Origin of the sequence: Hyphomonas sp. UBA3601, from assembly GCF_002375605.1 — a bacterium.
GTDB lineage: Bacteria > Pseudomonadota > Alphaproteobacteria > Caulobacterales > Hyphomonadaceae > Hyphomonas.
In genome coordinates this window covers 53229-66374 of record NZ_DFME01000117.1, presented here as the reverse complement: position 1 = coordinate 66374, position 13146 = coordinate 53229, and the positions used below count along the sequence as shown (strand labels likewise).

Sequence of the window (13146 nt, the reverse complement as noted above, 5' to 3'; positions counted from 1 at the left end):
AGCGCCTCCATGATCATGCGACGGCGCGCGTCGCGCTTGGGGCCAATCTCGATGCCAGGCCATTCAGCCACAGCCCCCGGCTCAATTTCGAGCGCGACCAATGTATTGAGCAACGTATTTTGCGGATGTCCGACCTCGGAAAGAATACCGGCACGATGCTCTTCCGAGGCGGCAGAATCGAGCCCGGGCAAAACGATAAGCCCCATCGGCAATTGCAGCGCGGCTTTCATCAACGCGCGCCCGGCAGGCGTCGCCCCGGTCGAGCCGGCAATGATGACCGGTGCCTCGGGTGGATGCGCCAGCCAAGCCTCTGCGGTCGCTTCCGCAGCCAGCAATCTCCGTTGAAGGGGGTCGGTAACGCCCTGCTCTTCAAGCCATTTCGGCCAGGCATCGGTTATGATTTCGAGGAATTTGGCCGAGTTCTCCCAATGCTGGGCAAGGTCGGCGTCTTTCGCCAGATCTGCCAGCCCACTCCAGTCAGCCCCGGGGCTGAGATGAGCCTGGTCCAGCAATCGCGCCAGCTCGTTCGCGGCTGCAAGCGCCGACGATGGCGGAACATCCATGCCGGAACTCTCGCGATAATAGGCCTGCACAAGAGAGGCCAATGTTCCGAGCCGCTTGGCAGGCGCCAGTGCTGGGGGCAAATCGGTTACTGAAAACTCGGCGACAGGCGGGGCCTCGTCGCTTTCGAGATCGCCCATCGCCCGGATGTCTGGCGACAGGATCGGGGTTTCGTTCGCGGCGAGGAAAAGAGCGGCAGACAATTCCCGCGCAGACCGGCGGTTTGGAACATAAATGGTGGCGTCCGCCAACGCATCCGGAATGGTTTGCAAATCCACCGCGCGAGCCAGTTCCGCTGCGAGGCATTTCAGGAAGTTTTCGCCCGGCGGGATGGACCAGACTTTTGGCGCGCCTACGCCAAACAGGGCAGGATCACGCGCCATGGCAGCGCAACCACATTTCGGCATCTTTCAGGGCGTCCGGATCGCCCACATGCAGCCAGAAATCATCCAGTGGCAGACCATGCAGCCGTCCGGATTCGACAAGCGGCCCCCAAATTCGCCAAGCAACCGAGAAGCGCTCCACGGCGAGGCCTGAGAATGCTTGCGGTTTGAGGATGCGTACTCCCGCATAGGCCCATGGGGCAGACGGGTTTTCGCCGCGTCGCTTGAGGCTGCCATCCTCGGCACGGAGAAAGTCTCCGGCGCCCCCATATCCCAGGCTGCGCTGCGTATCCGCGAGAAGGAGGATCTCGTCCATCTGCGCTGGGTCAAATGCGCTGGCCAGATCGAGGAAAGGTCTCGAATCACCGTTACCCCAGAACGCATCTGTATTGACCACGAAGACGGGATCATCGCCAAGCATTGGCGCGGCTTTCACCAGCGCGCCGCCTGTTTCAAGCACTTCGCCACGTTCGTCCGACACAATCAGGTCCACACCCTTGATGCCCGAAACATGATCCTCGACCTGATCGGCGAGCCAATGGACATTGACGACGATCCGCTGAACGCCCGCTTCGATCAGTGGGTCGATCATCCGGTCCATCAGACGCTTGCCACCAACCTCTATCAGGGGCTTCGGACATGTGTCCGTCAGCGGCCGCATCCGGGTACCGAGCCCGGCGGCCAGCACCATCGCCGTATGCGGAATATTTGATGACATCAGCTTTCCTTGAACACGAAGGGGGTCGTCTCCCGCACGAAGGCCGCCATGGGCTCCAGTGCGGGGTGGGACAGATTGCAGGCCAGCAGTTTCAGTTGGCGCGGTTGGAATGTGCCATACCGGGCCTTGCCATCACGATGCTGCAACCGGGAGAACACACCTGCAATACGCAGCGCGTTGAGAGCCCCAATCACGGCGAGCCGCTCGTCAAAGGCCTCGCGCGTCTTGCCGGTCTGGTCGAGATAGTGCCGGATCGCGGCTTCGGACGCCTCATGCGAAACGTCCCGTCGCGCGTCCTGGGTCAGCATGGCCATATCCCACGCATCCCAGCCCTTCACCGCGTCCTGAAAATCGAGCAGCGCGATGCGGTCGTCGCCCAACCAGAGCAGGTTTTCTGCATGATAGTCACGCAGAGTGAACACTCGCGGGAACGACATTGCCTGTTCGATCAGGGCATCACGTTCGGACTCCCACCTAACGCGGGCAAGTCCAGTCAGCGCACCGCCACCCGCCTCCACTGGCAACCAGTCCGCATACAGGTCAGCATTCGAGGACAATGCGAGGCGGTCAAAATCGAGAATCGGCCATTGCTCGGACCCATAGATCACAGCTTCGGGGATCGGTTGCTGATGAAGTTTTGCCAACATGCCAGCGGCCAGCATGTAGGCGGGCACTTCCAAAGCTGGATCCTGCTCGATCTGCCGAGCCAATTCCCTACCGTCGCCGTAATCCTGCAGAATAGCCAACCCGGCTTCAGTATCATGCGCAAATATCTCCGGCGCCTCAAAACCGAGTAATCTGAGATGGTGCGCAATCAGGACGAAGGCGTCGACACGAGAGGCCGCCAAACGCGTCTGTGCATTCCAGCCCATCGCGTTGCGCGTGGCATCATCGGCATCCGGTGGGCATGGGTCGGCTTCGATGCGTGGGGCATCCATCAGCATCGCCGCCGAACCATCAGCGCGCACCATCCGAACATACCGGCGCGTGGATGCGTCTTGTCCCAATGGCTTGAGGTCTGCACCACCCCATCCATGACGCGCAAGAAAATCGGCGATCAGCGCGTCGCGGGAATTAGAATTGAAATTCATTGCAGCGCGCCCGCCAATCTTCGCCTTGGGGTTCCAGGGATACGAGCCGATGTTCGCCTTCAAAGTCAAAGACGATATCCAGCCGCCACGCAGGAAGGTGCTTTCCCGCTTTCTCCGGCCACTCGACAATCGCCACGCCTTCCGGCGTCTCGTCCCACCCAATCTCAGCCATTTCGTCAGGCGATCCCAGCCGATAGAGGTCAAAATGCCAGACGGGAAAATCCGGAGCCTCGTAGGCTTGGACCAGAGTATATGTCGGGCTCGGCACTTCCTGAATGTCCGGTATGAGCGCCCGGACCAGCCCTCGCGTAAATGTCGTCTTCCCGACACCCAGTCCGCCATGCAAGGCAATCACGTCGCCCGGCTTCAGCAAGGGGGCGATCGCATTGCCGAATGCGAGCGTGTGAGCCTCATTGTCGAGTCGGTAGGTCAATTTCATCATCATGTGCATATAAAAGACTGACCTCACACACCATCGTTTCCTGACCAAATTGCGGCAAAACGCGTGGTGACATGCCTTGCAGTAACAGGCAGACTGGCCTAGAACATTAAAAATGACGCAGGCGTCACGAATTGACCCTACGTAGACCGGGAATAGCACATTGGATTTGACAGACGCAAAACGCATTGTGGTGCTTGGGGCTGGGCAAGCTGCGGCGCAAGCAATTCAATCCCTGCGCATGGGTGGCTATACGGGCGAATTGACATTGGTCGGTGAAGAACCGGCACTGCCCTACCAGCGCCCACCATTGTCAAAAGCCTATATGAAGGGTGAGTTCGCCGAGGAGCGCCTCTACTTCAAACCAGCCGCCTGGTACGAAGACAACAATGTGGAATTGATCCTTTCGACACGTGCAACCAGCATCGACCGGGCGGAACGCAGAGTGGATCTCGAACATGGTGGCCACCTCGAATATGACGCGCTGATCATCGCGACGGGTTCGCGCCCTCGCGCCCTGCCGATCGACGGTGCAGAGCTTGAGCATGTCTACGCGCTGCGCGGTCTTGCCGATGTCGAGCGGATCCGGCCGCAAATGGTGGCCGGACGCTCCATGGTGATTATCGGAGCTGGTTATATCGGTCTTGAAGCAGCGGCCGTCGCCCAGCAAATGGGTCTGAAAACGACCGTTCTGGAAATGGCACCACGTGTTCTAGCCAGAGTTACAAGCCCGGTCATGAGCGAGTTCTATGAGGCTGAGCATCGCCGCCAGGGCGTTGAGATTCGCACAGAGACGAGCCTGTCGAAGCTTGAAGGGAATGATGGCGCGGTGACCGCTGCCGTGCTCACCGATGGGACCAAACTCGATGCGGACATTGTTCTGGTCGGCATCGGTATCCTGCCAAACGAAGCACTCGCCAAAGATTCCGGAATTGCCTGCAATAATGGCATTCTTGTTGATCGCGATGCGCGCACATCCGACCCACGAATCTTTGCCGCAGGCGATTGCGCCAGTCGGCCGCTGGTGCATTTTGGTCGCTCTGGCCGGCTTGAAAGCGTCCACAATGCCATCGAGCAGGGCAAGCTCGCTGCCGCCGCCATTCTTGGCAAACCGCGACCGAATGAAGATTGCCCTTGGTTCTGGTCAGACCAGTACGACCTCAAGCTCCAGATCGCCGGGCTCGGCGCCGGGTATGACGAGATCGTCGTGAGAGGTTCACCGGAGGATCGAAAGTTTGCGGCCTTCTACCTGAAGAACGGAACGCTCATCGCAGTGGATGCGATCAACAGTCCGCCCGAATTCCTCGCATCCAAGAAGCTCATCATGTCAGGCGCCAAGCTTTCGGCTGACATTCTTGCAGACACATCAATAACAATGAAAGAGATTGCCACTAACGCAGTGGCAGCTTGAAGGAGAGAAACCCGCACATGGCGAAAATTACCTATATCGACCACGACGGCACCGAGCGCGTTGTGGAGGCCCAGAACGGCGAGACCGTGATGGAAGCTGCTATCAAGAACTCCATTCCGGGCATTGATGCCGATTGCGGCGGCGCCTGCGCGTGTGCCACATGCCATGTATATGTCGACCAGGCCTTCATGGACAAAGTTGGAGAGCAGGAAGAAATGGAAAAATCCATGCTGGATTTCGCTGAAAATGTTCAGGAAAATTCCCGCCTGTCTTGCCAGATCACCGTTTCGGAAGATCTGGATGGCTTGAAAGTCACGACACCGGAGAGCCAGCACTAGGCTGCGCCCTATCGAAAACATTGAGCGTCCCGGTGATATGCCGGGGCGCTTTTTTGTTCGCATACCCCGGCGTCAAGAGTTGGTTCCTTTCCAGAACTGACTAAATTGGCGCTCTTGTAGTCAGGGAGAGACTGATGGATTTCACCACCCTCATGCGCAGCGGCAAACAGACCGGCGACCATGCCATGTCTTTTCATGTGCCGGAGACCTGGATGCAAGGCCGCACAACCTATGGGGGGCTGACTGCGGCGCTGTGCCTGCAAGCCGCGATGCCGACCTCTGGCGGGCGTCAGATCCGGTCTGCGCAAGTGGCATTTGTCGGGCCTGTGTCGGGTGACGTCGAATGCACCGCCACCCTGCTGCGCGAAGGCAAGAATACCGTCTTTACGAGCGTGCGCATGATGGGCGAAGCAGGCGTTGCTGCCGAGGCGATCTTTGCCTTTGGGGCACACCGTGAGTCATCCCTCAATTTTGCAAACCTTCCTGCGCCTGAAGTTACCTCCCCGGACGAGACCGCATCTTTCTTCGGAGAGTCGCCGAGGCGCCCTGCCTTCACCCGCAACTTCAACATGCGGCTGGCGAATGGAAGCCCCCCGATGTCGGGTGCGCCAGACGCAGACATGTCTCTCTGGATGCGGCACAAGGATGGCTCGGTTCCGCCGGACGCGGTTTCCGTCCTGGCACTCGCAGACGCACCACCGCCTGCGGCAATGTCGATGCTGACAGGACAGGCCCGTATCAGCTCCATGACATGGATGGCAGAATTCCTGACAGATGACATTCGGACGAACGAGGGGTGGTTCCTGGCCCGGCATGTCGCCGATACGTCAAAGGATGGCTATAACAGCCAAGCCATGACGTTGTGGAATACATCAGGCCAACCGATCATGATCGGCCGACAGACCATCGCCGTCTTCGCCTGAACTAGTTTTCAGGCTCCGGCTCTTCAGTATCATTCACGATCGGCCCCGGCTCGAGCACTTTCATGAGTGATGCTGGCACCTGGCCTGCTGGACAGGCTTCCTGAAGGACATAAGCATTTCCGACACCCGGTGCACCGGCATAGACCGGAGCGGTGATCGTCTGAGAGCGGAAAATCCAGCTCAGGAAAAACATTGCGAACACGGCTGCGCCAACTGCGGCAATCGTGCCCCATCCCATGCCCAATGGATCTGAAGTGGCAGGCGCCGCTGAGCTTGTTGGGCGTTGGCCTGGACCGGAACTTGCGACATGCGGTTTGACGGAAGCCTTTGCCAAGGCGGCTGCGCTGGCCGTCTCGGCCGCTGGCGCAGGCTTGATACCCATCGCCTTCTCACGCTTCTTCTTTGCATCAATAGCAAGCGGGTCGTCCGGATGAGCCGTGAGCCAGTCTTCCCGCGCTTCTTCATCCTTCGAGCCATACCCCATCCACTCTCGAAGGTCGGAGCGCCCATCGCGCTGGCCGAGCTCTTCGATCAGTTTGTAAAAGCCTTCAGGAGTCTTGCGCGACGTCATGCCCTCAATCGAGAAACGTTTGTCGCTTTTGAACGGCTCGTAAGGGATCGTCTTGTCGACGCTGACTTGGGCCAACATGCCAGGCCGCGAATGCCCGACAGAAGCCGCCGCACGCACCCAGTCGCTCTTCACTGCATGTTCGGACCACATGACAAGCATATGCTTGGAATTGCCCGCATTGCGTGCATCCTTGGCATCGAACGTATTGTCCACCTGCTTTTGATCGAACCAGACCTTGAACTTTAGCGAACGCAGCCGACGTGCGACCAACTTCGCCATGTCGCGATCTTCGATCGCCGATACCAGGAAAACATCGTACGCCATATGCGCGCTACCTCTTGAAGTAATGAGCCAAGCATACCCATAGACCCTTAATATTCCACCCAATTCCGCTATCAGGCGATATTTCCGTCTGTTTTTCGGCTGTGAATACGGCTATTTGCGCGGCGAACCAGTTACTCAGGAGACCGGTATGGGCTTCAAATGCGGCATCGTAGGCCTTCCCAATGTGGGAAAGTCCACACTCTTCAATGCGCTCACTCAGACGGCCACAGCGCAAGCGGCCAACTATCCATTCTGCACGATTGAGCCAAATGTTGGCGAAGTCGCCGTACCAGAGCCCAGGCTGGAGAAGCTCGCCGAAGTCGGTGGCTCGAAGGAGATCATCCCGGCGCGCATGAACTTCGTGGACATTGCGGGTCTCGTAGAGGGCGCCTCCCAAGGTGAAGGCCTTGGCAACAAATTCCTCGCCAATATCCGTGAGACAGACGCGATCATCTATGTCCTTCGCTGTTTCGAGAATGACGATATCACGCATGTCAGCGGGAAGGTCGACCCGATTGCCGACTTCGAAGTCGTCGAGACCGAACTCATGCTGGCTGACATGGAAAGCCTTGAAAAGCGCAAGGCCGGCGTCGTGAAAAAGGCCAATTCCGGTGACAAGGAAGCCAAGGCTCAGGTCGCTTTGATTGATCTCGCACTTGCCGAGCTGAACGAAGGTCGCCCGGCCCGACGCGCTGTTGTCTCGAAAGACGACACAAAAGCGTGGAACATGCTGCAGCTCTTGACCTCAAAACCGGTTCTGTTCGTCGCGAACGTTGATGAGGACAGTGCCGCAACAGGTAACGAATATTCCAGTCGTGTCGAGGCCCGCGCGACTGAAGAAGGCGCTGCGTGCGTTGTGATTTCAGCTCAAATTGAAGCCGAGCTCGCCCTGTTGGATGAGCCGGACCGCAGCGAATATCTTGAGACGCTCGGACTGGAAGAGCCGGGCCTGACCCGTCTGATCCATACCGGATACGACCTTCTCGACCTGCAGACCTATTTCACGGTCGGACCGAAGGAATCCCGCGCATGGACCATCCGGAAAGGTTGGAGTGCTCCCAAGGCTGCCGGGGTTATCCATGGTGACTTTGAGAAAGGCTTTATCCGCGCCGAAACCGTTGCCTACATGGACTATGTCGAGCATGGCGGCGAAGCAGGCGCGAAAGAAGCCGGCAAGATGCGGTCAGAAGGCAAGGATTACATAGTCCAGGATGGCGATGTGATGCTGTTTCGCTTCAACGTCTAGGCTATTTTGCCGACAACGCAGCGCGCCTTTTCCCGCGCTCGCTTCCAGACAAGCTGGCCCAATCCGGACGGACGTACAGGAAATTGAGCGGCGTGCCGCGAATGAGGGCGTGGAAGGCAAGCGGGAGCGCAACAGCGAATGTCAGGGTCAAGGCGGACGCCAGCCCCACATCGCCGAAGGGCGCTCCGATTGCAGGCAGCACCAGTCGCTCCATCGCAACGAGCGGAAACGCGTAGGTCAGGTAGATGACGATCGAGTGCCGACCGCAATATCTGAGAAAGTCTGCTGCGCGGAACCGGGTCAGCAGCGCTGACACGACGCAGACGGCAGTCGCGCCGGCGATGCCCAGAATGAAACTCGCAACCACTTCTTCATGCAAGGCGAGGCTGACTGCCCACCAATTCAGAATGCCCCAAGCCAGCAAACCAAGGGCTCCGATCCAAGGCGCTTTGGCCGCCCTTCCGGCAAATCGGAAGATTTGTGGTGCAAACGCGTACCCCATGAAGAAATAAACATACCGGTTTGCGAACCGGTCGATCACGCCCCATCCCGTATCAATCAGCACAAGTTGGTAGAGAGACTGGAGGATGAAGGCGCCTGCAAACACGATCCAGACCGGCACGTTTCGCAGCAAGCGCGTAACCACATAGAAGATCGCCAACATGTGCACGAACCAAAGCGAGTTCGAGGGTTCGACGAAGCTGTAGAACCATAGCTTCAGGACATAACCAGGATGGGACACCAACGCACCGAACTCCAGAACGGGAAGCTGGAGCGTGAGCCAGAGCACGTAGAAATATATGAAATGCACGACTTTCCGGTCGAGATAGTCGGCGAGCGGCGCATGAATCGACCGGCTCAGGAACAGACCCGCCACCAAAAAGAAGTCTGGAATTCGGAAGGGCCGTGCAAAATCGATGATGGGATGCATCCATCCTTGCTCATCGAACAGATATTCGACGCCATTTACCGCGTGCATCATTACCACCAGAATGATGCAGATGCCCTTCGCGTAATCTACCCAATCTACCCGTTGCGCAGGTGGTGCGGCGATAAGATGCGTCGAAAACATTCAATGCAACTCCAAGGGCGACATCGTTTCAGCGTCGGGATGCAGAAACCACCGACAAGGTGGGATGATCATTACAATAGGCTTTGATGCAAGCAGTGAACCAATCGAATGTCTGGTCCACGCGGGTGACTGCATCGCGTTGGCGCGACAAAACGCTGGCCTTGCCATGGGGCAACCAGAAATACGGATTGGCCTCCCATATGATGATGTGCCCCTCTGGACGGATGCTATAATCGACCGCGGCAAAGTCCAGCCCAAGCGCCCTGACCGCCTGAACGAGTTCCTGCGCCTCTTCCAAAGGCGCGGAGAAATATGCCTTGTCTGCAGCAATCAGGTCGGCTCGCAAACGCTCATGATAGCCAAAATATCTTGCCAGACGCCGCAGTCGGCTCGCCTCCCGCTGGAACAGACTGTTGGACAGGCCAACGATTCTCTCGGTCGAAAAGAACAGGTGAGATGCCAGAACACGGTCACCACACACGAACGCTCGGGCCTTGTGGTGATAGCGCGCAAAGAGATCGGAGCGGGGCCTGCCAACGTCACGGTATTCCTGACGGATGTCATACAGCTTCAGAACAACTGCTGGCAGTAACCCCTCGCTGTCGAGCGCCTTTGCGTCCTCAGCCTTGAACAGGGTCGCAACCTGTCTTTGTGCATGCTCCTGATCACTTCGGACGATACAGGGAAATCCGATTTGCTCGATCGCGCCCGCCATCTCCTCCAATGTCGATGCCGACGCAGCGGCGGCGCATGGTACGCCTGCGTCAGCCCAGATATGCGCCTGCCTGGATTTGGTCGTGTTGCTGAGCGCGTCTGGATGGTTGAGGATACGAATCCCTCGATCAACCGCCTCTTCGGCAATGGCCAAAGCATCAACATAACAGGCCGGGTACTTCTGCATCAGAGGATCGCCCAGCCAGAAGACGACCAGCCCCACACCCTCAAAGTTGGCGGACCCGGAACCTGTGCGATGGATCCGGATATCCTTGAGCAAGGGATCAGACTTCGCTGCCAGCCGTTTCAGGAAAACATCGCCTGTCGGCACTTTGCGGCCGCGACCCGCGCCATGCGTAATGAAGAGAATCTTGCTGTTGCCGGAGGCGTACATACGCACCTTGGTCTCGAATCCTGACAGTCGCACAATCGCCGCGACACACAGACTCTACAACGCAAAAGGTATGCCAAGATAGAGAAACAAGCACAGGATGCATGCGCCAAGTGTGGCGAGACTGTGTGGCTCTTGGCGCCACCGAACCTTGCCCGCCGACTCAGTTGTGACGCCCGGATTTTCAGGCTGCGCAGGACATGCGGAAGCAGGTCGGAAAGCCGCGCGACTGGCGCCGAACCTCCAGGAAAAAGCTGACATGAGAAATTTGCCGAGCCTGTACAATCGCCTCCGATGCTGCCTAGAACCCCGCCACACGATTTAAGTAAACGGGCATTCTTCATCATGCAGACACCTACAGATACGGATGCATCCCATTCTGAAGCGCAATTTGAAGCTCAAATTCGCGCAGCAATCGACGGCAAAACCAAACCACTTGGCGCACTGGGGGGGATCGAAACGCTTGCTGTTCAGATCGCGCAGATCCAGAAATCCCTGACGCCTCGCGCGGACACATGCAGGCTCACCATCTTTGCAGCTGACCATGGCATGGCAACAGCGGGTGTCTCGGCATTCCCGCAGGATGTGACCCGCCAGATGGTGCTCAACTTTCTTTCGGAGGGCGCAGCCGCCAATGTCTTCGCCCGTTCTGTTGGCGCGAGCGTCCGCGTGGTTGACGCTGGAGTAGCTGGACAGCTGATCGATCACCCAGGCCTGATCCCGCGTCGGATCGCAGCAGGCACGGCCAACGCCATTGAGCGGCCCGCGATGACACCCTCCGAACACGCTGCTGCGCTGTCTTCCGGGTCAGCGCTGGGTCATGAAGGCGACGAAACGGTTGCGTGTTTTGGCGAGATGGGCATCGGCAACACATCCTCAGCAAGCCTCGTGGCGGCCAAAATACTCGGAGTGCCAGTTGCCGACCTGACTGGACGGGGCACAGGTCTCGACGATGATGGTCTTCGCCGCAAATGCGAACTGTTGGAAAAAGCTGCAAACCGGACGAACGATAAACTGGAAGCTGGTCTGGCGCTCCAGGAGTATGGCGGCTTCGAGATTGCCATGATGGCCGGCGCCATGATCGGAGCAGCAGCGAGCGGCAAGATTGTCATCGTGGACGGCTTCATTGCGACAGTCGCCGCATTGGCCGCTGAAGCGATTTCACCCGATTGCCGGAAGAACATGATCTTTGCGCACCAATCCGCAGAGGCCGGACATGGGCGTGTACTGGCCGCGCTAAAGGCCAAGCCATTACTGCATCTGGGCATGCGCCTGGGCGAGGGTACGGGCGCATTGCTCGCCTTTCCGCTTGTGAAGGCAGCCGCAGCGATGCTGCGTGAGATGGCGAGCTTCGAGAGCGCCGGAGTGAGTGGCCCGGCATGAATGGCGAACTCGCCAAACTCGTACTCGCTGTGCAATTTCTGACTCGGCTACCGCTCAGAACAGACAAGATGTTCACACCGGAGCGCATGGCGCAAGCGCCGAGATATTTCCCCCTGGTCGGCATACTTGTGGGACTCGTGAGTGCGGGCGTCTTCTGGATCGCCGCCCTGGTCCTGCCGGACTTCATGGCGGCGTTGCTGGCGGTCAGCGCAGGCCTGCTGCTGACAGGTGCGTTCCATGAGGATGGCTTGGCCGACACGTTTGACGGCATTGGCGGCGGACATACACCTGTTCGTGCATTGGAAATCATGAAGGATAGTCGGCTCGGCACATATGGGGCCGCCGCGCTGTTCCTGGCGCTCGCAATCAAGGTGGGTGCGCTGTCGGCGATACCGCCAATCTGGGTCTGCGCTGCCCTGCCCGTTGCGCATTGCGTCTCTCGGTTCTCAGCTGTGTGTGTGATCGCGACCAACCGGTATGTGCGGGAGGAAGGTACGGGAAAGCCTGTGGCAACGGGTATATCTGCGTCCAGCTTGATAATTGCCGGTTTCACAGCGTTGGGTGCTGTTGCAGTCGGTGCTGTCCTGTTTCCTTTCGTCTCACTTTTGTCCGGTATTGTTTCATTGTGTTTCGCGCATGTTCTAATGCGCCTGTTCTTTGAGCCCAAACTGGGGGGCTATACGGGCGACACGCTCGGCGCGGTACAGCAAGCAAGCGAGATCGGATTCTATCTGGGGCTCCTCGCATGGCTCTGACCCTCCTTCGGCATACAACGCCTGATGTCGCACCCGGCACCTGTTATGGTCGAACTGACCTGGCGCTCGCGACCTCTTTTGCGGACGAGGCCAGCATCGTTGTGGCCGGACTGCCACGGATAGACCGCATCGTATCGAGCCCGCTGACCCGGTGCGCTGAGCTTGCCGAATTCATCGGAGAACGGAGTGGGCTGAACATCATCCGGGATGAACGACTGGTCGAGATGGATTTCGGAACCTGGGAGATGAAGCCCTGGAACGAATTGCCGAGACATGAACTCGATGCCTGGGCATCGGACTTCCTCCATGCGAGGCCTCATGAGGGGGAAAGCGTCGCCATGCTGACCGCCCGCACTCAGAACGCCATAGCCGAACTCAACCACCCCGACAGCCACACTCTTGTCGTGACCCATGCCGGCGTAATCAAGGCAGCCTTTGCCGCGCTCGGCGGCCACCATCACTATCAGAGCTCGGTCGCCTATGGCGGCCTCATCACGCTGCTGGAACACTCAGGAAGCGCGACATGACCGACGACACTTCCCATACTGAAAAGATGAAGGCGCTGCAGGCAGAGCAACGCAAGAAGACCGACGCGGCCGCCGTGCCGGATCGCGGGCTGGTGCTGGTTCACACGGGAAATGGCAAGGGCAAGTCAAGCTCGGCCTTCGGCGTCATTGCCCGTGCCCTTGGCTGGGGCCACCGCGTGGGGGTCGTCCAGTTCATCAAGGGCAAATGGATTACCGGTGAACGACAATTCTTCGACAAGTTCCCCGATCAACTCGAATGGCACACAATGGGTGAAGGCTTCACTTGGGACACACAGGAC

At 58.5% G+C, this 13146-nt stretch carries 14 protein-coding genes and 1 pseudogene; 8 read left to right on the top strand and 7 right to left on the bottom strand.

Annotated elements, in window-relative coordinates; genetic code table 11:
* The 4 genes and pseudogenes from B4F73_RS12595 to tsaE form a co-directional block, all read right to left on the bottom strand.
* A pseudogene (locus B4F73_RS12595) lies at nt 1-944 on the bottom strand (double-strand break repair protein AddB); the annotation flags it as partial.
* Entirely contained in the window at nt 934-1662 is a 729-nt protein-coding gene (locus B4F73_RS12590) for a nucleotidyltransferase family protein (protein ID WP_290483435.1), read from the bottom strand. The gene B4F73_RS12590 and the pseudogene B4F73_RS12595, both read right to left, overlap by 11 nt.
* The gene (locus B4F73_RS12585) at nt 1662-2753 is read right to left on the bottom strand and encodes an aminoglycoside phosphotransferase family protein (protein ID WP_290483434.1); all 1092 of its coding nucleotides are present in this window, start codon (nt 2751-2753) and stop codon (nt 1662-1664) included. Before B4F73_RS12585 ends, B4F73_RS12590 begins: the two co-directional genes overlap by 1 nt.
* Nucleotides 2737-3192: a tRNA (adenosine(37)-N6)-threonylcarbamoyltransferase complex ATPase subunit type 1 TsaE gene (tsaE, locus tag B4F73_RS12580; protein WP_290480838.1), complete on the bottom strand. Its 456-nt coding sequence runs from the start codon at nt 3190-3192 to the stop codon at nt 2737-2739. Before tsaE ends, B4F73_RS12585 begins: the two co-directional genes overlap by 17 nt.
* 163 nt (nt 3193-3355) lie before the next feature.
* Here tsaE and B4F73_RS12575 point away from each other — a divergent pair, with 163 nt between their 5' ends.
* The 3 genes from B4F73_RS12575 to B4F73_RS12565 all read left to right on the top strand — a co-directional run bounded on the left by B4F73_RS12575 (nt 3356) and on the right by B4F73_RS12565 (nt 5864).
* Nucleotides 3356-4603: an NAD(P)/FAD-dependent oxidoreductase gene (locus B4F73_RS12575; protein ID WP_206992972.1), complete on the top strand. Its 1248-nt coding sequence runs from the start codon at nt 3356-3358 to the stop codon at nt 4601-4603.
* A 17-nt stretch (nt 4604-4620) separates the two neighbouring features.
* Nucleotides 4621-4941, top strand: a complete 321-nt coding sequence (locus B4F73_RS12570) for a 2Fe-2S iron-sulfur cluster-binding protein (RefSeq protein ID WP_034813477.1) — start codon at nt 4621-4623, stop codon at nt 4939-4941.
* Nucleotides 4942-5075: 134 nt separating this feature from the next.
* On the top strand, nt 5076-5864 hold the full coding sequence (locus B4F73_RS12565; RefSeq protein WP_290479327.1) for a thioesterase family protein: 789 nt from the start codon (nt 5076-5078) through the stop codon (nt 5862-5864).
* Nucleotide 5865: 1 nt separating this feature from the next.
* Here the strand turns inward: B4F73_RS12565 and B4F73_RS12560 are convergent, their stop codons facing one another.
* Entirely contained in the window at nt 5866-6759 is an 894-nt protein-coding gene (locus B4F73_RS12560) for a toll/interleukin-1 receptor domain-containing protein (protein WP_206992970.1), read from the bottom strand.
* 148 nt (nt 6760-6907) lie between these two features.
* On the opposite strand from B4F73_RS12560, the gene ychF reads away from it, so the two are divergent.
* A complete protein-coding gene (gene ychF, locus B4F73_RS12555) occupies nt 6908-8005 on the top strand; it encodes a redox-regulated ATPase YchF (protein WP_290479326.1) in 1098 nt (365 codons plus the stop codon).
* 1 nt (nt 8006) lies between these two features.
* Here ychF and B4F73_RS12550 read toward each other — a convergent pair whose 3' ends face one another.
* Nucleotides 8007-9077 carry an acyltransferase family protein gene (locus tag B4F73_RS12550; RefSeq protein WP_290483433.1) on the bottom strand — a complete coding sequence of 357 codons (1071 nt, stop codon included), beginning with the start codon at nt 9075-9077 and terminating at the stop codon, nt 8007-8009.
* Nucleotides 9078-9105: 28 nt separating this feature from the next.
* Complete coding sequence (locus tag B4F73_RS12545) at nt 9106-10191, bottom strand: hypothetical protein (RefSeq protein WP_290483432.1); 1086 nt, start codon at nt 10189-10191, stop codon at nt 9106-9108.
* A gap of 336 nt (nt 10192-10527) precedes the next feature.
* Here B4F73_RS12545 and cobT point away from each other — a divergent pair, with 336 nt between their 5' ends.
* The 4 genes from cobT to B4F73_RS12525 all read left to right on the top strand — a co-directional run.
* On the top strand, nt 10528-11565 hold the full coding sequence (gene cobT / locus B4F73_RS12540) for a nicotinate-nucleotide--dimethylbenzimidazole phosphoribosyltransferase (RefSeq protein ID WP_290483431.1): 1038 nt from the start codon (nt 10528-10530) through the stop codon (nt 11563-11565).
* Nucleotides 11562-12320 (top strand): adenosylcobinamide-GDP ribazoletransferase, encoded by a 759-nt coding sequence (cobS, locus tag B4F73_RS12535; protein ID WP_290480998.1) that lies wholly within the window; start codon nt 11562-11564, stop codon nt 12318-12320. The genes cobT and cobS overlap by 4 nt, the downstream gene beginning before the upstream one ends.
* Entirely contained in the window at nt 12311-12847 is a 537-nt protein-coding gene (cobC, locus tag B4F73_RS12530; RefSeq protein WP_290483430.1) for an alpha-ribazole phosphatase, read from the top strand. The genes cobS and cobC overlap by 10 nt, the downstream gene beginning before the upstream one ends.
* Nucleotides 12844-13146: cob(I)yrinic acid a,c-diamide adenosyltransferase (locus B4F73_RS12525; RefSeq protein WP_290483429.1), on the top strand; the 303-nt coding region annotated here is incomplete at its 3' end. The genes cobC and B4F73_RS12525, both read left to right, overlap by 4 nt.